Annotated in this window: 16 protein-coding genes; 5 read left to right on the top strand and 11 right to left on the bottom strand. The window is 64.1% G+C overall.

Going from position 1 to position 16692, the window contains the following annotated elements; all coding sequences use genetic code 11:
- Positions 1-112 precede the first annotated feature (112 nt).
- Complete coding sequence (locus MTP16_RS26040; protein ID WP_317244074.1) at positions 113-952, top strand: nuclease A inhibitor family protein; 840 nt, start codon at positions 113-115, stop codon at positions 950-952.
- Between the two features lie 99 nt (positions 953-1051).
- On the top strand, positions 1052-1885 hold the full coding sequence (locus MTP16_RS18765) for an alpha/beta hydrolase family protein (protein ID WP_243512814.1): 834 nt from the start codon (positions 1052-1054) through the stop codon (positions 1883-1885).
- Positions 1886-1899: 14 nt separating this feature from the next.
- Here the strand turns inward: MTP16_RS18765 and MTP16_RS18760 are convergent, their stop codons facing one another.
- The 9 genes from MTP16_RS18760 to aspA form a co-directional block, all read right to left on the bottom strand.
- Positions 1900-2301, bottom strand: a complete 402-nt coding sequence (locus tag MTP16_RS18760; RefSeq protein WP_243512813.1) for a hypothetical protein — start codon at positions 2299-2301, stop codon at positions 1900-1902.
- Complete coding sequence (locus MTP16_RS18755) at positions 2285-3049, bottom strand: class I SAM-dependent methyltransferase (protein WP_243512812.1); 765 nt, start codon at positions 3047-3049, stop codon at positions 2285-2287. Before MTP16_RS18755 ends, MTP16_RS18760 begins: the two co-directional genes overlap by 17 nt.
- 2 nt (positions 3050-3051) lie before the next feature.
- A complete protein-coding gene (locus MTP16_RS18750; protein ID WP_243512811.1) occupies positions 3052-3777 on the bottom strand; it encodes a DUF2071 domain-containing protein in 726 nt (241 codons plus the stop codon).
- 11 nt (positions 3778-3788) lie between these two features.
- Positions 3789-4157, bottom strand: a complete 369-nt coding sequence (locus MTP16_RS18745; RefSeq protein WP_243512810.1) for a DoxX-like family protein — start codon at positions 4155-4157, stop codon at positions 3789-3791.
- Between the two features lie 96 nt (positions 4158-4253).
- Complete coding sequence (locus MTP16_RS18740; RefSeq protein ID WP_243512809.1) at positions 4254-5642, bottom strand: DNA/RNA non-specific endonuclease; 1389 nt, start codon at positions 5640-5642, stop codon at positions 4254-4256.
- A 305-nt stretch (positions 5643-5947) separates the two neighbouring features.
- Positions 5948-6967, bottom strand: coding sequence for an aldo/keto reductase (locus MTP16_RS18735; protein ID WP_243512808.1), 1020 nt, complete (start codon positions 6965-6967; stop codon positions 5948-5950).
- A gap of 81 nt (positions 6968-7048) precedes the next feature.
- Entirely contained in the window at positions 7049-7288 is a 240-nt protein-coding gene (locus tag MTP16_RS18730) for a lipoprotein (RefSeq protein ID WP_243512806.1), read from the bottom strand.
- A 70-nt stretch (positions 7289-7358) separates the two neighbouring features.
- Positions 7359-8234 carry an alpha/beta hydrolase gene (locus tag MTP16_RS18725; RefSeq protein ID WP_243512804.1) on the bottom strand — a complete coding sequence of 292 codons (876 nt, stop codon included), beginning with the start codon at positions 8232-8234 and terminating at the stop codon, positions 7359-7361.
- Positions 8235-8413: 179 nt separating this feature from the next.
- Positions 8414-9817 (bottom strand): aspartate ammonia-lyase, encoded by a 1404-nt coding sequence (gene aspA / locus MTP16_RS18720; protein ID WP_243512803.1) that lies wholly within the window; start codon positions 9815-9817, stop codon positions 8414-8416.
- A gap of 226 nt (positions 9818-10043) precedes the next feature.
- On the opposite strand from aspA, the gene MTP16_RS18715 reads away from it, so the two are divergent.
- The 3 genes from MTP16_RS18715 to MTP16_RS18705 all read left to right on the top strand — a co-directional run bounded on the left by MTP16_RS18715 (position 10044) and on the right by MTP16_RS18705 (position 13038).
- Positions 10044-11798 carry a DUF885 domain-containing protein gene (locus MTP16_RS18715; protein WP_243512802.1) on the top strand — a complete coding sequence of 585 codons (1755 nt, stop codon included), beginning with the start codon at positions 10044-10046 and terminating at the stop codon, positions 11796-11798.
- A 71-nt stretch (positions 11799-11869) separates the two neighbouring features.
- Positions 11870-12226, top strand: a complete 357-nt coding sequence (locus MTP16_RS18710; protein WP_243512801.1) for a thioredoxin family protein — start codon at positions 11870-11872, stop codon at positions 12224-12226.
- A gap of 44 nt (positions 12227-12270) precedes the next feature.
- The gene (locus tag MTP16_RS18705) at positions 12271-13038 is read left to right on the top strand and encodes a YdcF family protein (protein ID WP_243512800.1); all 768 of its coding nucleotides are present in this window, start codon (positions 12271-12273) and stop codon (positions 13036-13038) included.
- A gap of 14 nt (positions 13039-13052) precedes the next feature.
- On the opposite strand, the gene MTP16_RS18700 is transcribed toward MTP16_RS18705, so the two are convergent.
- Together MTP16_RS18700 and MTP16_RS18695 are read right to left on the bottom strand one after the other, a co-directional pair.
- Positions 13053-14891: a hypothetical protein gene (locus tag MTP16_RS18700; protein WP_243512799.1), complete on the bottom strand. Its 1839-nt coding sequence runs from the start codon at positions 14889-14891 to the stop codon at positions 13053-13055.
- Between the two features lie 296 nt (positions 14892-15187).
- Positions 15188-16588, bottom strand: a complete 1401-nt coding sequence (locus MTP16_RS18695) for an NAD-dependent succinate-semialdehyde dehydrogenase (protein WP_243512798.1) — start codon at positions 16586-16588, stop codon at positions 15188-15190.
- Positions 16589-16692: the final 104 nt, after the last annotated feature.

Here is a 16692-nt window from a genome sequence, read left to right as displayed (position 1 = left end):
CGAATGGAGCTGCCTTTTTTTATGGGTTTGCTTCATTCCGAAAGTCGTTATTTGCGTCATCAGCGCTGGCTTTGCAGCCATGCACCAAGCACCAACAACCAAGCAATACCGCATGCCTTCCATTTTCTCCCGCATTGTTTCCGGCGAGCTTCCGGCGTTTAAAGTAGCCGAAGACGGCCGCCACCTGGCATTTCTCGACATCACGCCCTTGGTGGAGGGCCACGTGCTGGTGATTCCCAAGAAGGAAGTTGACTACATTTTCGACTTGCCGGCTGATGAACTGGCGGGTCTGCACGTGTTTGCCCAGCGCGTGGCCAAGGGATTGAAAGCCGCCGTGCCCTGCAAGCGCGTGGGCGTGGCCGTGATTGGGCTGGAGGTGCCACACGCCCACATCCACCTGATACCCATGCAAACGGTGCAGGACCTCAACTTCACCAACCCTAAAATCAAGGTGCCCGAGGCCCGCATGCAGGAATTAGCCGCCGCCATTGCCGCCAAAGTAGACGGTGGCAGCGGCTTGGACGAGGCCAAAAGCGCCGCCAAATCGGGCGCCGGAGCTGGCGCACCCGTGCCGCCGGAGCTGCAGAAACAAGTAGCCGGCCTACACTTCCTGAGCGAGTCGGACGCCCCGCTCGAAGCCGTGGCCTACGCCGCGCCGGGCGGCGAGCTGAGCAACGCCCTGCTGCTCAAGCTGCTGGGCGAGCCCGCCGATGCCAAAGTGGAAACCGTGGAGCTCACGCAGTTCCTGCGCAACCACACCTCCGACGACGGCGTGCTGAACGACGTGGCGCTTTCCAACCGCTACAAGGGCCTGCAAATGTTTATGAAACAGGACATGGACGGCACGCAGGTGTACCGCGTGGGCAAGGGCCCGCAAATCCACGCCTATGCCCTAGGCCGGACGATGGACGGCACCCTGGCCGGCTTCAAAACGGTGCTGACCGAAACCTGATAGGGCGGCAATAAAGCTGCTTTTAGTTAAGGCAAGCTGCAACGGTAGGGGTGAAAGGCTGTCTGTAGGTCAGTCTTTCACCCCTGTTTTGTTCTGATTATGCGCCGTTTGCTACTGTTAGGTTGTTTCCTGTTGCTTAACAATTGGGCCTGGGCCCTCAAGCCCAGCCGCGACTGGGTAGCCACCCCCGACTCGCTGGGCCTGCGCTACCAGACCACTTTCCTTGCCACGCCCGACCACGCCCAGCTGGCTGGCTGGATAGTGGAGCCCGCCGCCAACGTGCCCGACCGCCACACCACCATGGTGATGGCCTACGGCGACATGAACAACATGTCGTACTTCCTGCACCAGGCACGGGCCTTGAGCCAGGGCGGCTACCGGGTATATATGTTCGACTACCGCGGTTTTGGGCACAGCAGCGACTTCGCCATCGACCGGCAGCAACTTTATTACCCCGAATTCAGCACCGACCTGCGCACCGTGCTGGCCGATGCCCGGCAGCGCTACCCGCGCAGCCACACGGGCATCATCGGCTTCTCAATGGGCACCATCATGGGGTCGGAAGTGGCCGCCACCAGCAAATGTGACTTCCTCATTGCCGAGGGCTACGTAGCCAGTCCGCAGCGGCTGGCGGCCGCCGCTTTGCAGCGCAGCCAGAAGGTGGTATCCTTGCCCGCCGAGGCGGCCGACTACGCCTTGGTGGCGCGCCGGGTGCATTGCCCCTGGCTGCTGGTAGGCGGCACCGCCGATGTAAACACGCCGCTGGCCGATTCGGTGGCCGTAGCCCGCCAACCCCGCCGCTGGCGCCAGCGCCGGCAGGTGCTCTGCTTCGAGGGCGGGCACCAGGAGGGTTTCTACCGCCTGAGCGAGGCCGCGTACGGCGACAAATACGTGCGTGAGGTAACCCGCTTTTTGGCGGCAAAGCGGAGCTAACGCAACGGCTTTGCTCAGCTGCGGCCTAACCCCACCAGCAGGAAAAGGGCGCTCAGGTAGCTCCAGAAGCTGACGAAGGCCACGTGCACGATGGTTTCGAACCGCTTGCCGCGCCAAAGCGCAGGTGAGTAACCGAAAAACTGGACCAGCAGCCGCGCCAGCCAAAACGCGCCGCAGCCCAGCGCCACCCGCCGGCCCAACGGCGTGCCCACCAGCTCGGCGGCCGAGGTGAGGCAAAGCAGGCCCATGAGCAGCACGGTGAAGGCGATGAAGAACGTGTGCACGTACATCATCTGCCGGTTGATAAGACTGACGGCGGCGAATTCGGTGCGCCAGTTGAAGTAGCGGGCAAATGCCGCGTGCAGCAGCGCCAAAACGATAAGAAAAAAGCCGGTGGCTTTAAGCTGCAGAACCATTGGGACGCAGGAAGAAGGAGGTGATGAACGGCGTGATTTTAACTTCCCGCTCCACGCGCAGCCCGGCCGCCTGGAAGGTAGCCAGCCACGCTTGCCGCGAATGAAAATGCAGAAAGCCGACGGTGTAGGCCAGAAAATTGGCCGGGTCGCGCAGGTGTTCGGTCACCACGACGGTGCCGGCCGGGGCCAGCGCCCGGGCTATTTCCCGGAAGAAGGCGGCCCGCTCGGTGGCGTCCCGGATTTCGTGGGCCGCCAGAAAGGCCACGACCAAATCGAGGGAACCCGCCGGCAACGGCAGGGCGGCGCGGGTATCTACCACGCGGGTGCCGGGGTAGGGCGGGTAGGCGCGCCGGGCCCGGGCGATGGACGCTTCGGTGTGGCGGGCGGCATCGTAGAAGTCGGCCGCCAGCAAGCTGGCCGTCGGGTAATGTTGCGCCAGCGGCGCGCTGATTTCGTCGAAACCAGCGCTCAGCGTGAGTATGGCGGTGGGCGCCGGCCTTGCTTTCAAAAGCCAATCGAACCGGTACAAGCCCGAAAAGTCGTAGGCATAGGCCGTGACGAGCAGCGACACCAGCAGCGGCAGGAGCGCCAGGGCCAGCAGCAGCCCGGCGTAGGGGCGCCAGGCGGCCGGCCCCGCTAGCCCCACGCCGGCTAATGCCAGCGCTGCGCCCCCGGCCACGAGGTAGAGCGGCCAGTTAAAGCGCACCACGTTCCAGAGGCCCTGCAGCGGTTTTCTTATGGTTTCCATTGCTAGGTGCGGCCTTTTTTCCACGAATACGGAATGTCGTGCACCGCAAAGGCATTGGCCAGATGCAATTGGCTGAAGCCCAGCTGTTCGAGAAAGCCAACCCGGTAGCTTTCCACGGCCACGGGCTGCGGCTGCCAATGCTCGCGCACGCCCTCCACAATCAGCACACGGCCCGCCCGGGCATCGGCCGAAAAGGTAAAGGGCAGGGGGCCGGCAAAGCGACGGGCTTCGGCCCAGGTGGCGAAGGGCGAGTGGGGCGGCAGCGGCACCTCGGGCGTGGGCGGGGCCAGCGCAACGTGAAAATTGGCCTGCTGCGACTCGATGCGCAGGCGGCCGCCGGTTTGCTGCTGCGCGATATCGACGGTGTGGTAGCGGTAGTGGGTGAATAGGTCGCCCAGGGCCGTCATGCGCTTTTTATCGGTTTCGGAACGCAGAATGTAAAGGCCTCGCAGGCGCTTGCCGATGGGCGAGGGGTAGCGCACGAACGCGCGGTAGCCAATCAGAAAAAAGTCCTGCCCCAGCCACTGTGGCAATCCCTGGGGGCGCAAATGCCGCGTTTGCACCAAGGCCACCGCCAGAAAGCCCCAGCCCTCGGCGAAGGTATCGACCAGTAAGGGCGCCGGCAGTAGCGCCTGCAACTCGGCCTGCGGCACGGCGAAGGTGAGCACCAGCGAATGCTCGAAAAAGGCTTCGACCGGAAAAGGGTGGGTTTTGAGCCAAGACAGCATGGGCAGGCGGCTTATTCCGGGAAGGGCCGGGCGGCCCTAAAGGAGTGGTAGTAGATGAGCAAGCAAAACAGGACCGCGAAAAAAGCGTTGGCGCGGCCCCACAGCAGCAGGTCAGGCGCCAGCAGCGCTTCCAACGTGTTCATAGACAGAATAAGCCCGATTTGGGCCAGGGCGCACCAGCGCGGCTTGACGCCGCTCACCACCCAAACGGCCATCCCGATTTCGCCCAGCCCGATGAGGCGGGTGATCAGCGGCGCATGTTCAGTCCCTAAAATACGGGCCACAATGGCGGCGTGGCGCGGCACCAGCATCAGCACTTTGCAGAGCAGGCCGTTGGCCAGCCACACCAGGGCAATGAGATAGGTGAAAAGTTGGTGCATGAATAGGGAGGCGTATGGCACGAGTACCCCGAAGCTCCGCTTCGGCTCGTTGAACGACATCTACGCGAGCCGAAGCGGAGCTTCGGGGTACTCGTGCTATTCGGCGCGGCCGCTGTCGACCAGCTTCTGCAGGCGGGCCTGCACGGGGCGGGGCAGGGCGCTGAGCAGGTCGAGGCCGGTGGCGGCTTCGATTTTATCGACGGAGGTAAGGTACTGCCGCCAGTCGGGGTTGATGGTGTTGTTGTCGTTAGGCGTGTCGATGGCCAGCACGCGCACGGTGGGGCCGGTGGCGAGGCGCTGCAGGTCGTTGGTGCCATCGGGCAGGATGACCATGACTTTCCAGATGCGGGCGGGCACGGTCACGCGGCCCTGGTCGAGGGTTTGGGCGAAGCCGTTGGCGCCGGTGCCGCCGCGCCCGTAGCTGCCCATGATGACGTAGATTTCCTGGCCGCGCTGCACCTGGCTGCGGCCGTATTCTTCGAGGTGAGCCCAGGCTTGCTGATTGTTTTTGGGCGCCTGGGGCACCATGTTGGTCATCAGGAAGGTGTTGGCGTTGGCGTCGAGGTCGGCGGTGCGGTCGCCGCTGGGGCAGTTGTGGCCTTTGTCGAAGCCGGAGCGGGCGTAGCTGGCGGGCGTCACCTGATAAAACTGGCGGGGCAGGGCCGCATCGGGGCGGAAATTGTTCTGACGCGGCGCTTCGCCGAGGTCGGCTTTGTCGATATGCCAGCTTACCCAGGTGGGGATGCCGCGGTTGGCGTTGTAGCCGATGGTGAATTCGGGATGCACCAGCAGGTAGTTGGTGGCGTTGGCAGGGTCGGAGGTAGCGCCGCTGGGGTTGCCCAGAGCCAGGTTGCTGTCGTTGGGGTCTTGGGCTACGCCGGTGCCCGTACCAGCAGTGGGCGCCGGATTAGGGGTGTTGGGTGTTTGGTTCTGGGTAATGGGAGCAGGCGTTTTGTCGCGGTTCTCGAAGTAGCCGCCCGCGGCGCCGGCACCCACGGCCACGGCGGGACCGGTGGCGGTTTCCAGCACGATGTCGTCAATGTCAAGCCGGTTGTTGGGGCCGCTGGTTTTGCGGATTTCCAGCCGCAGGGGCTCGTTGGCGAGGCCGGCGAAGACGTGCGTTTTCAGGCCGGGCCCGCTCGTGACCACCGGCTGGCCGGTGCGCGAGTAGGTGCGGCCGCCGTCGCGGCTCAGCCACAGCTCCCAGGTGCTGGGCCCGTCGGAGCCGTAGGCCGCCGCCGAAATGCGGATGCGCCGCACGCCCGCTACCGCGTTAAAGCGCATCGAAAGCCGGCCCATATTGCGCAGGCGGGCCGCGTGGGCGCCATTCTTGTGGTCTTGGGCGCTGCTTCCGATGAGGGCGTCCTGAAAGTGCCAGACCCCGGTAGCCAGCGTTTCGTCGGCTTCCTCGTAAGCGCCTTTGCTGCCCGACTCGAAGGTTTCAGGAAACGCGTTAGTAGCTGGTGCCTGGGCAGTTGGTGCCATTGAAGCCTGTTTGGTTGCTGATTCAGGCGACTGCTGCGAGCAGGCTAGGAGGGCAAAAAGGGCAAAGGCGGAAAAGTAAGCGGTAGTGTGCATGGGGCGAAGATATGGCTTGCGTAAGGTGAAGCAGTGGCCCGCCGTTGAACGACGTAGGGGCGGGGCTTGCCCCCGCCCGGACGTCCGCGCAAAACCACGGTATCGTTCAACGGTGGGCGGGGGCGAACCACGCCCGACGTCGTTCGCATCGCCGATAAAAAAAGGCCCGCTGGGCATTCCAGCGGGCCTTTTTGTTTGATTCGGAGAATCTATTATAACTGCCGGTCGGCGCCGGTCATGGTCAGCATCCAGCCGGGGTATTCGGGGGCGAGCCTGCTCACTTCTTCCAGCTGCTTGAGCTCGTCGGGGGTAAGCTGCACGTCCACGGCTTTGAGGTTGTCTTCGAGCTGGTCCATCTTTTTAGCGCCGATGATGACGGTGCTCACCACCGGCTGGTGCAGCAGCCAGGCCAGCGCCAGGGCGGCCACGGTGGTGTTTTTGGCTTCGGCCATGGGGCGCAATTTGTCGATGATGTCGAAAGCCAGCTCCTTGTTCACGGGCGGGAAGTCGAAGTTGCTGCGGCGGCCTTCGCCGGTGGGGTTTTCGCGGGTGTATTTGCCCGAGAGGAAGCCGCCGGCCAGGGGGCTCCACACCATCAGGCCGAGCTGCTGGTCTTGCAGCAGGGGCACGAGCTCGCGTTCTAGGTCGCGGCCCGCGATGGTGTAGTAGGCCTGCAGACTCTGGTAGCGCTCCAGGTGCTGGCGCTCCGAGATGCCGAGGGCCTTCATCAGCTGCCAAGCGGCCACGTTGCTGGCCCCGATGTAGCGCACCTTGCCCTGGCGCACGAGGTCGTCGAGGGCGCGCAGGGTTTCCTCGAAGGGCGTGAGCGGGTCGTAGGAGTGGGTTTGGTAGAGGTCGATGTAGTCGGTTTTGAGGCGCTTGAGCGAGCCTTCTACCTGGGCCATGATGTGCTGGCGGGTGAGGCCGGCGTCGTTGGGGCCGTCGCCCATCTTGCCGCGCACCTTGGTGGCCAGGATGAGCGAGTCGCGCCGCAGCCCGAGGTTGTGAATGGCCTGGCCGGTGATTTCCTCCGACTGGCCTTCAGTATAGATGTTGGCCGTGTCAAGGAAGTTGATGCCGGCTTCCACGGCGCGTTTCACCAGAGCATCGGCCCCGGCCTGGTCGACGCCATTAATGGCAGCAAAGCGACCGCCGACGGCGCCAAACGTCATGGTACCGAGGCAAAGCTCGGAAACTTTCAGGCCCGTACGGCCCAGCAGGTGGTATTTCATGGAAAGGGGTTTTGGGAAAGGTGCGGCATAGAACCGGGCCGGCGCGGGATTGTTGGCCGGGCGGTGCGATGCGCGGAGGCCCTACTGCCCCGGGTGGCCCACGTGCCCCTGCGTGCTGCCGTTGCTAATGACGGTGGCCTCGGTGGCTTTGGGCATGCCCCGGTGGGTTTCGTGGTCGACGCGCCCGCTGTCTTTGGGGGCCAGCAAATGGCCGTCGGGGTGCTTGGCGGGGTTCACGCCGTAGGACGTGCCGTCGGACTTTTGGCCGCAGCCGGCCAGCAACGCCAGCAACAGCAAGCGCGGGAGAAGGGAAGTGGACATGACAACGGGCAGGGTGGTTACCTGAACAGTACGGCCGCCGGTGCCCATTGGATATAGCTGGGCGGGGTTCTTACAACGGCACGGCCACGCCGTTGGCCTTCAGCACCTGCCCGAAAAACTGCACCTGGTAGGGCAACGCCGTTTGCCAGTATTCCCAGGTGTGGGCGCCGGGGCGCTCGGTGTAGTCGTGCGGGGTGTGGTTGTACACCAGCCGGCGGTGCATCTCGCGGTTGATGTCGATGAGGCCATCGTCGACGCCGCAGTCGAAGATGAGGGGCAGGCCGTTTTGCTGCATCTGGTCAACCATGTTCACCACCGAATTGGCTTTGAAAAACGCAGGGTTTTGTTCCTCCGAGCCCATGATGGGCAGCAGGTTTTTGGTGCGCCAGGCCAGCTCGTCGGGCGTGAGCTTGCGGTTGGCGCTGCTCAGCTCCAGCGCGCCGCTCATGCTGCCGGCAGCGCCGTACAGGTCGGGGTGGCGGGCCGAGAGGTACATCGCCCCGAAACCGCCCATGGAGAGGCCCGTGATGAGGCGGCCCTTGCGGTCGCGCACGGTGCGGTAGGCCTGGTCGATGGCCGGAATGACTTCCTTGGTGAGGTAGGTTTCGAACTGGCTGTCGGCCTTCACCGGGCTGTCGAGGTAGAAGCTAAAGGTTTCGCCCTCAGGGTTCACAATAATCAGGTTGTACTGGTCGGCCAAGCGGTGCAGAAGTTGTTTATCGGGCGTCTTGGTCAGCCAGTTGTCGAAGTGGCCATAGGCGCCGTGCAGCAGGTAGAGCACGGGGTAGTTGGCCTTCTTATTCTTGGCGTAGGAGGCCGGCAGCACCACGTTGGCACGGTAGGTTTTATGCATGGCCGCGCTGGGAATGTTGAGGGTGTCGACCCGCGCGGCGCGGGCGGAGGAAGCGGCAAGCAGGAGGCAGGCGAGAAAGAGGAAGGGGCGCATGGGGTAGGAAGTATTAAAAAGAATATGCTGCCAAGCGCAGCCGCGAAACCTCACCCCCTGACCCCCTCTCCTCAGGAGAGGGGACACCAGTCCAACTCCGAACGTTAATCGTCAGGCTCCCCTCTCCTGAGGAGAGGGGCCAGGGGTGAGGTTTCGCGGCTGCGCTTAGCAGAATTGCACTACTGCTTGAATACCGGCCGAATCAGGTTTTCAAACGTGAAAATCTCGTCCCACTTTTCCTGCGTCAGCAGCCCGCGCTCCGTCACGGCAATGTCGTGCACCGACTTGCCGGTTTTCAGCGCCTCTTTGGCGATTTCGGCGGAGGCCTCGTAGCCGATGACCGGGTTAAGCTGCGTGACGATGCCGATGCTGTTGCGCACCAGGTTTTCGGCGTGCTGCTTGTTGGCCGTGATGCCGATGACGCACTTGTCGCGCAGGGTGCGGCAGGCGTTGGTCATGTAGGAAATGGAAGTGAACAGCGCGAAGCTGATAACCGGCTCCATCACGTTGAGCTGCAGCTGGCCGGCTTCGGCGGCCATGGTCACCGTGAGGTCGGCCCCGATGACGTAGAAGGCCGTTTGGTTTACCACCTCGGGCACCACGGGGTTCACCTTGCCGGGCATGATGCTGGAGCCGGGCTGCAAGGGCGGCAGGTTGATTTCGTTGATGCCCGTGCGCGGGCCCGAGGACAGCAGGCGCAGGTCGTTGCAGATTTTGCTGAGCTTCACTGCCGTGCGCTTCAGCACGCCCGAGAGCTGCACGTAAGCACCGGTGTCGTAGGTGGCCTCAAACAAGTCGCCGGCCAGGCTCAGGTTCAGGCCCGTGATGCGGCGCAGGTGCTCGGTCACGAGCTCGGGGTAGCCGGTGGGGGCGTTCACGCGCGAGCCGATGGCGGTGGCGCCCATGTTGATTTCGTCAATCAGCCGGCGCGAGTCGTCGATGCGTAGCAGCTCCTCGCGCAGGTTGGTGGCGAAAGCGCGGAATTCGTCGCCCATGCTCATCGGCACGGCGTCCTGCAGCTGGGTGCGGCCCATTTTCAGAATGTCGCGGAACTCCTCGGCCTTCTGGGCAAAGGCGTCGGCCAGGGCCACTAAGGTTTCGCGGTAGCCCACCAGCTTGTTGTTGAGGGCGATGCGGAAGGCGGTGGGGTAGGCGTCGTTGGTGCTTTGCGAGCAGTTGACGTGGTTGTTGGGGTGGCAGTACTGGTACTCGCCCTTCTGGTGGCCCATCATTTCGAGGGCCACGTTGGCGATGACTTCGTTGGCATTCATGTTCACCGAAGTGCCCGCGCCGCCCTGAATCATGTCGGTCAGGAACTGGTTGTCGAACTCGCCCTGGGCCACCCGGTCGCAGGCGGCGGCAATGGCGTCGGCGATGTTGGCGGGCAGCACGCCCAGCTCTTTGTTGGCCAGGGCGGCGCCTTTTTTCACGTAGGCCAAGGCCTGCACAAACAACGGCTCGGCCTTGATGGGGATGCCGGTGATGGCGAAGTTTTCAAGGGCGCGCAGCGTCTGGATGCCGTAGTAGGCGGTGTCGGGCAGGCTGCGTTCGCCCAGAAAGTCGTGTTCGATGCGGGAGTTCATGCGGGAATTTTGGGTGGAGAGGGTTGGGCTTGTACGGAAAGGCCGAACGGCGGGACAAACCTACGGCGGCGCTTTGCAACGCGGCGGGTTTGGGGTGTTCCTTTGGGCATTGGGTCCATAAGAGCGATTGCAGAGATGTGACACTTCTCGTCTCCGCGTTGAACGAACCCAACCTTGCAATATCACTCAACATCAGCAACGCCGAGACGCTGGTCAATCCTTGCCTATGAAATTCCGCTACCTCTCTCTGCTGGCCCTCGCGCTAGCCGGTTGTTCCCAAGCCGAAAAGTCCGGCACCGCTACCGCTGGCGCCGACACCCGCTTCGATGCCTTCAAAAACCAGTTCATTGAAGCCCTGTGGCGGCAAAACCCCGACTACGCCAGCAGCCAGGGCTACCACAAATACGACTCGCTGCTGGTGATTCCCAACGCCGCCCAGCGACAAAGCGACGACGCGTTTGCCCAAAAGTACCTGGCTGCGCTGGGCAAGTTCTCGGCCGACAGCCTCTCGCCCAACAACCAGATTGACCTGCGCCTGCTCCGAAACGAGTTGCGCGCCGAGCGCTGGTACGCCGACACGCTCAAGTCCTGGCAGTGGAACCCCGCCAGCTACAACCTCGGTGCAGCCGTGGGCGAGCTGCTCAACGGCCGCCACTACCGCCTGGACCGCCGCCTGCGCAACATCTCCGACAAAATCAGCCACGCGGCGGAGTTTTACGCCGCTGCCAAGGCCAACATCAGCAACCCCACGAAGGAGCACACTGCCCTGGCCCTCAAGCAAAACGCCGGCGGCCTCGCGGTGCTTGGTCCGGCCCTGGCCGATTCGGTGAAGAAGTCGGGCCTGAGCGCCGCCGAGAAAAAGGCGATGATGGACCGCGTGGCGGCCGCCCGCACAGCCGTGCAGGGCTACATGAGCTTCCTGGAAAAGGATGTGCTGAGCAAGGGTCAGTTCCGCTCGTTCCGCATCGGCAAGGAGCTGTTTGAGCAGAAATTTGCCTACGATATTCAGTCGCGCTTTTCGGCGGCCGAGCTGTACCAGGAAGCCCAAAAACACAAGGCCGAACTGCTGCACGACATGGGCCGCCGCGCCGCGCGCCTCTATCCCAAATATTTCCCCGGCCAGAAAGCCCCGGCCGACACGCTGGGCCTGATTACGGCCGTCATCAACCAGCTCACGCTCAAGCACGCCCCGCGCGACGGCTTCGTGGACGCTGTGAAGCGCCAGATTCCGACGCTGGTGGCGTTCGTGAACGAGAAAAAGCTGCTCACCCAGGACCCCAGCAAGCCGCTGGTGGTGCGCGAAACGCCGCTTTACATGCGCGGCAGCGGCGCGGGCGCCAGCGTGTCGGCCCCTGGGCCCTACGACAAGGGCGCCAACACCTACTACAACGTGGAGCCCATTCCGGCCGACTGGACGCCCGCCCAGGCCGAAAGCTACCTGCGCGAGTACAACGACTACACCCTGCAGATTCTCAACATCCACGAAGCCATTCCGGGCCACTACACGCAGCTGGTGTACGCCAACCGCTCGCCCTCGCTGGTGAAAAGCATTTTCGGCAACGGCGCCATGATTGAGGGCTGGGCCGTGTACGCCGAGCGCATGATGCTGGAAAACGGCTACGGCCGCAACTCCGACGAAATGTGGCTGCTGTGGGACAAGTGGAACATGCGCTCCACGCTGAACGCTGTCATCGACCACGCCATTCAGGTCGACAACATGAGCGAGGCCGAGGTGGTGGGCCTGCTGCGCCGCGAGGGTTTCCAGGAAGAAGCCGAGGCCCGTGGCAAGTGGCTGCGCGCCACCCTGAGCCAGGTGCAGCTCAGCAGCTACTTCACGGGCTACACCGAGATTTACGCCCTGCGCGAAGAGCTCAAGCAGAAACAAGGCAAGGACTTCGACTTGAAAGCCTTCAACGAAAACTTCCTGAGCTACGGCAGCGCGCCGGTGAAGTACATCCGCGAACTGCTGCTGCGGAAGTAGGCGCGGCATGGGGTGCCAGAAACCTCCTCCATAAAAAAAGAGTTTAAGGCACCCATTCACGCCCGTTTCCCATGACCGAAGCAGAACGCAAACACGTGGTCGATACCAACGACGAAGGCTTGCGCCGTCTCACGCACGAGCACATGAAGGTGTTTGCCAAGTTTACCTCCGAGGATTGCGCCATTTGCCAGGCCCTGGCCCCGCCCTTTGCCAAGTTCGTGGACGACCCCGGCAATGAAACCATCTTGTTTGTGCGCCTCGATTCCGACGAGAACCCCGTGGCCAAGAAGCTGATGCAACAGAAAGTGGCGCCTTTCTTTGTGAGCTACTGCCAGGGGCGCATGCTCGAGTGCGACAACCTCACCACCGAAGAAGCCGTGCAGGCCCAGCTGGCCCGGCTGCGGGCCTTCATGCCCCACACCGAATAGTAGTAGCGAAGGCCGGCCGCCGCTCTGGCGGCCTACCTTTGGGCATGTTTTTTATCCTCTCCAAGGTCCTCGACCTCGTTTTATTGCCCACCGTGTGGCTGCTGGTGTTGCTGCTCGGCGCCCTGGTGGCCCGGCAGCCGCGCCGGCAGCGGCAGTGGCTGGTAGCGGCCGCCGCCCTCGCGCTGCTGGCCACCAACCCCGCCCTCACCAACGAAGCCTTGCTGGCCTGGGAACTGCCGGCCGTGCCGCTGGCCGCCCTCCCTGCCCGCGCCGATGCCGCCGTGCTGCTCACCGGCATCACCCAGGTCAATAAGTCGCCGCACGACCGCGCCTACCTCGGCGCCGGGGCCGACCGCCTCACCCACGCTTTGTGGCTGTACCGGGCCCGGCGGGTGCGGCGCATCATCGTATCCGGCGGCTCGGGCGCCGTGTTGGCCAAAGCTCATACCGAGGCTTCCGACCTGGCCACGCTGCTGCGCCTGGCCGGCGTGCCCAATTCCGACATCATCGTGGAAGACAGCAGCCGCAACACCCGCGAAAACGCGCTGTTCACCAAGCGCCTGCTGGCCCGCTACCCCGGCGTCGACACGCTTGTCCTCGTCACCTCGGCCTTCCACGAGCGGCGGGCGCTGGGCTGCTTCCGTAAGGTGGGCCTGCAGCCCCTGGCCTTCCCGGCCGGCTACCGCAGCACCGACCGCAGCTGGTCGCCGGGCTACTGGCTGGTTCCCAATGCTTCGGCCCTGGAAAACCTGAGTTTGCTCATCCATGAAACAACCGGCTGGTTGGTTTACCGGCTGCGGGGTTGGTGCTGATTTGGTGACCCGGTTCAGCCGCCGATTTTGAAGCTAGGCCCGTTGTCCGTAAAATTGAGGTGGAAGCCGATGCGGTGCGGGCCTAGTTCCGGCAAGTCGCTGCCCGTGAGGGGGATGGAATAGCCGTAGAAAACGTTGAGGAAGCCCCACAGCAACAGGCCTGCCTGGGGCGTAAGGCGCAGGCCGCCAGTTCGGAAATTGACCACGTAATACGCTACGTCCAGCCGGGTACCGCAAAAGGCGGCCGTGGCCTCGTAGCTCAGCTTAGGGGCCAGCACGTAATGCCGTGGCCCGGCGCCCATTTCCAGCCCCGCCGAAGGGCCGTGCTGGGAATAACTGTTTCCGGTGGTGTAGCGGTAGTAGCCCACTTCCAGGGCTTTGGTGGCGCCCTGGCTGAAATAACCCAGCCGCAGGGCCCCGTCATCGGGCAGCGCGTTGGCGAGCCAGGTGAATGGGGTGCGCCCAGGCAAAGAGCAGTTGCGCCATTGGGGCCGCCCCGGCGGGGCCTGAAAATCGGCGTAGCGGCGCGTCTGGTAGCAGCGGGCAAAATCGGCGCAGGCCCCGTCCCGGTCGTGCAGGTAGTCGGCGCGGAGCACGCCGCGCCGGCAGTGGTACCGCCCCGACCCGCCGGCATAGAAAACGTTGTCGATGAGCGTATCCAGGTCGGCGGCGGCGCGGGCATAATCGGCAAGTCCCTCGTAGGCGCGGGAGCGGTAGTCGCGGGTTAGTATGCGGTCGGCATGCGTAAGCGCGGCATCGGTCGTAGGCCGATTCAGGGGCGCATACGGGGCCACAAAACGGGCGGCGGCCCGGGTCGTGAGCAGCCGCGTGAGCAGGCGTTCGGCCCGCAGAAACTGCTTGCCTGTCAAATAAATATCAGCTTGCTTTAGTGAGTCAGCGTAGGCGTTGCGGTAGGTGAGTACGTCTGCTGGCGTCACCGGTAGCTGCCGGCGGGGCAATGCGCAGCCGCGCCAGTCGGGGCGCCAGCCGAGGGTGTCGGGGTTGTGCGCGTAGGCCCAGCGCAGGTCGGCGCAGCCGCCATCGCGGTCTTGGAAATGGTCTATTTTCAGGGTGCCCAGCGCGTAGTAGTGCAAGGGCTGCGGCTGTTGTTGGGCCACTAGGCTTTCGAGCAGCGTGCGGGCCTCGGCGTACTGCCCGCGCCGAAGGGCCAGCTCGCTGCGCAGGTACGTGGTGTTGAGGAGCGGGACCGGGCTTTTATAGCGTGGCTGCACCCATGCGTAACGGCCCACGTGGCCCGCTTCCAGCTGAGCCAGCAGCGTTTCGGCCCGCGCCAAGCGGCCCGTGGCCAGCAGGCGCTGCGCGCTGGCCAGCGAATCGGCAAGGTCGCGTTGGGCCTGATGCATCTCTTCGCTGGTGCGCGGCGCGTGGGTAGCGGGTACCAGGCAGCCGTGCCAGTCCAGTGCCGGCTTGGGGTCGGGGTCCAGCTCGTACCCGGCGGCTAGGTCGGCGCAGGCTCCGGCGGGGTTGTTGAGCGGGCCGCGGCGGAGGGTAGCCCGCTCGTAGTAGGCTTGTTTCAGCAGCACCTGGGCGGGGGCTGAGTAGCTCAGGTGGCCTTCGTAATAGGGGTAGTCGCTGGCCGCGAGGGCGATGGTTTGGGTCAGGTCGGCTTCGGCACCGGCAAAATTGCCGCGCTGTCGCCGCGCCTCGGCGCGGTAGGCGTACACCATTGGCTGGTAGGGCGTGCGGACTCCAGTGCCCCAGTATCGCGGCCAGGTAGGCGGGTACTGGAAGTCGGCTCCGTAGGCGGCGGGGTATTGCGCCAGCAACTGCGTAGCCAGCCGTTCTACATCTTGAGGGAAACCGTACACCGCATGCCGGTGCAGGGCGTGCATAGAATCCTGCAAGACGCGGCCTTTATCAACTGGTTCCTGCTTTGCGCGGGCTCGCGGCTGGGCCATCCCCGGCAGTGTCAGCCAGCACAGAAGGCAGAGTAGCCAGTAGCGGTTCATACGCCTAAAGGTAACGGGACAGCCCCGTAGCGCCCAGCTTCCCCAGTTTCAGGGGGTTCCGGAAGGTGTTACGGCGCTGCCAGCCCAGGAAGCCAGCTGCTGTGCCCGCCCCAAAAAGCCTGCCCAGCGAAACCAGCAGCAGGAGCTCCCTCGTGTGTCGAAGGCAGGTGATGGGCCGTTTACTCCACTTTTTTCTTCGCCTCCGGCGCCATTTCCTTCCCAACCCAAATCGACTTCTGATTCACAAACTCGCGGATTCCCAGATACGAAAGCTCCCGCCCATAGCCCGACTTCTTCACGCCGCCAAACGGCAGCTCGGGCATGGATTTCACGAGGCCGTTGACGAATACGGCCCCGCTTTCAATCTGGCGAGCCATTTCCTCGCCCTTCTTGGCATCCTGGGTCCACACCGCCGCGCCCAGGCCGAAGCGGGAGTCGTTGGCCAGGCGCACGGCATCATTGGCGTTTTTGGCTTCGAGCACCAGGGCCACGGGGCCGAAGAACTCCTCCGTGTAAGCGCGCTGGCCGGGCTTCACGTTGGACAGTATCATGGGACGGAACAGGGCGGTGCCGGGCTTGGCCTGGCCGCCGTGCAGCTCCACTTTGGCGCCTTGGGCCACCGAGTCTTCTACTTGCTGGGTGAGTTCGTCGGCCAGGTCGGGGCGGGCCATCGGGCCATATTGGGTCGCATCATCCAGCGGGTCGCCGGGGCGGAAGGCGAGGAGGTGAGTTTTCAGCTGGTTGAGGAAATCCTTGAGCACCGGCTTCTCCACGATGAAGCGCTTGGCGGCAATGCAGCTCTGGCCGGCATTTATCATGCGGCTCTGGGCGGCGGTTTTGGCAGCCAAGGCCACGTCGGCGTCGGCCAGCACAATGAATGGGTCGGACCCGCCCAGCTCCAGCACCATTTTCTTGATGTGCTGCCCGGCCAAAGCGCCCACCGAGGCGCCCGCACCCTCGCTGCCCGTGAGCGTGGCGGCGCGCACCCGGTCGTCGGCCAGCAGCTTTTCTACCAAATCGGACCCAATGAGCAGCGTGCGGAAACAAGCCGGCGGCAGGCCCGCGTCGTGAAATATCTTTTCCAAAGCCAGCGCGCACTGCGGCACATTGGAGGCGTGCTTGAGCAGGCCCACGTTGCCGGCCATCAGGGCCGGGGCAGCGAAACGCACCACCTGCCACAGCGGAAAATTCCAGGGCATGATGGCCAGCACCACGCCCAGCGGCTGGTAGCTGATGAAGCTGTGGCCGGCGTCGGTTTCAATCAGCTCGTCGGCCAGAAAGCCTTCGGCGCGCTCGGCGTAGAAGTCGCAGCAGGTGGCGCACTTCAGGGCTTCGGCGCGGCCATCGGTCACGGGCTTGCCCATTTCCAGGGCCATGAGGCGGGCCAGCTCGTCCTGGCGCTCGCGCAACAGGGTAGCCGCCTTGCGCAAGATGCCCGCGCGGTGCGCAAAGGTGGCGGCGCGCCAGTCGGCCGCCGCGCGGTGCGCCTGGCCGAGGATGCGTTCGGTTTTGACCCAGCTAAAGGCCGTGAAGCGGCGCAGCACGCGCCCGGTGTGGGGGTTGAAGGATTCGATGGGCATGGCAAAAGCAGGAGAGGAGGGGCAGTTGAATGGCCAGGTGCAGCCGCGCCGGGCCGCTGCCAGGTCTAACCAGCCGCCGGGCAGTTCGGTTGTGTATACGGTTA

Source organism: Hymenobacter monticola (genome assembly GCF_022811645.1).
In the GTDB taxonomy this organism is placed as follows: Bacteria; Bacteroidota; Bacteroidia; order Cytophagales; family Hymenobacteraceae; genus Hymenobacter; species Hymenobacter monticola.
Note: the sequence above shows the minus strand (reverse complement) of the source record. Positions and strands in the feature narration are given on the sequence as shown.

What these genes read in the sequence shown, in the direction of transcription:
- MTP16_RS26040 (WP_317244074.1), top strand. Translation starts at nt 113, where the DNA reads ATGCCTTCCATTTTCTCCCGCATTGTTTCCGGCGAGCTTCCGGCGTTT.
- MTP16_RS18765 (WP_243512814.1), top strand. Translation starts at nt 1,052, where the DNA reads ATGCGCCGTTTGCTACTGTTAGGTTGTTTCCTGTTGCTTAACAATTGG.
- MTP16_RS18760 (WP_243512813.1), bottom strand. Translation starts at nt 2,301, where the DNA reads ATGGTTCTGCAGCTTAAAGCCACCGGCTTTTTTCTTATCGTTTTGGCG.
- MTP16_RS18755 (WP_243512812.1), bottom strand. Translation starts at nt 3,049, where the DNA reads ATGGAAACCATAAGAAAACCGCTGCAGGGCCTCTGGAACGTGGTGCGC.
- MTP16_RS18750 (WP_243512811.1), bottom strand. Translation starts at nt 3,777, where the DNA reads ATGCTGTCTTGGCTCAAAACCCACCCTTTTCCGGTCGAAGCCTTTTTC.
- MTP16_RS18745 (WP_243512810.1), bottom strand. Translation starts at nt 4,157, where the DNA reads ATGCACCAACTTTTCACCTATCTCATTGCCCTGGTGTGGCTGGCCAAC.
- MTP16_RS18740 (WP_243512809.1), bottom strand. Translation starts at nt 5,642, where the DNA reads ATGGCACCAACTGCCCAGGCACCAGCTACTAACGCGTTTCCTGAAACC.
- MTP16_RS18735 (WP_243512808.1), bottom strand. Translation starts at nt 6,967, where the DNA reads ATGAAATACCACCTGCTGGGCCGTACGGGCCTGAAAGTTTCCGAGCTT.
- MTP16_RS18730 (WP_243512806.1), bottom strand. Translation starts at nt 7,288, where the DNA reads ATGTCCACTTCCCTTCTCCCGCGCTTGCTGTTGCTGGCGTTGCTGGCC.
- MTP16_RS18725 (WP_243512804.1), bottom strand. Translation starts at nt 8,234, where the DNA reads ATGCGCCCCTTCCTCTTTCTCGCCTGCCTCCTGCTTGCCGCTTCCTCC.
- aspA (WP_243512803.1), bottom strand. Translation starts at nt 9,817, where the DNA reads ATGAACTCCCGCATCGAACACGACTTTCTGGGCGAACGCAGCCTGCCC.
- MTP16_RS18715 (WP_243512802.1), top strand. Translation starts at nt 10,044, where the DNA reads ATGAAATTCCGCTACCTCTCTCTGCTGGCCCTCGCGCTAGCCGGTTGT.
- MTP16_RS18710 (WP_243512801.1), top strand. Translation starts at nt 11,870, where the DNA reads ATGACCGAAGCAGAACGCAAACACGTGGTCGATACCAACGACGAAGGC.
- MTP16_RS18705 (WP_243512800.1), top strand. Translation starts at nt 12,271, where the DNA reads ATGTTTTTTATCCTCTCCAAGGTCCTCGACCTCGTTTTATTGCCCACC.
- MTP16_RS18700 (WP_243512799.1), bottom strand. Translation starts at nt 14,891, where the DNA reads ATGCACGCCCTGCACCGGCATGCGGTGTACGGTTTCCCTCAAGATGTA.
- MTP16_RS18695 (WP_243512798.1), bottom strand. Translation starts at nt 16,588, where the DNA reads ATGCCCATCGAATCCTTCAACCCCCACACCGGGCGCGTGCTGCGCCGC.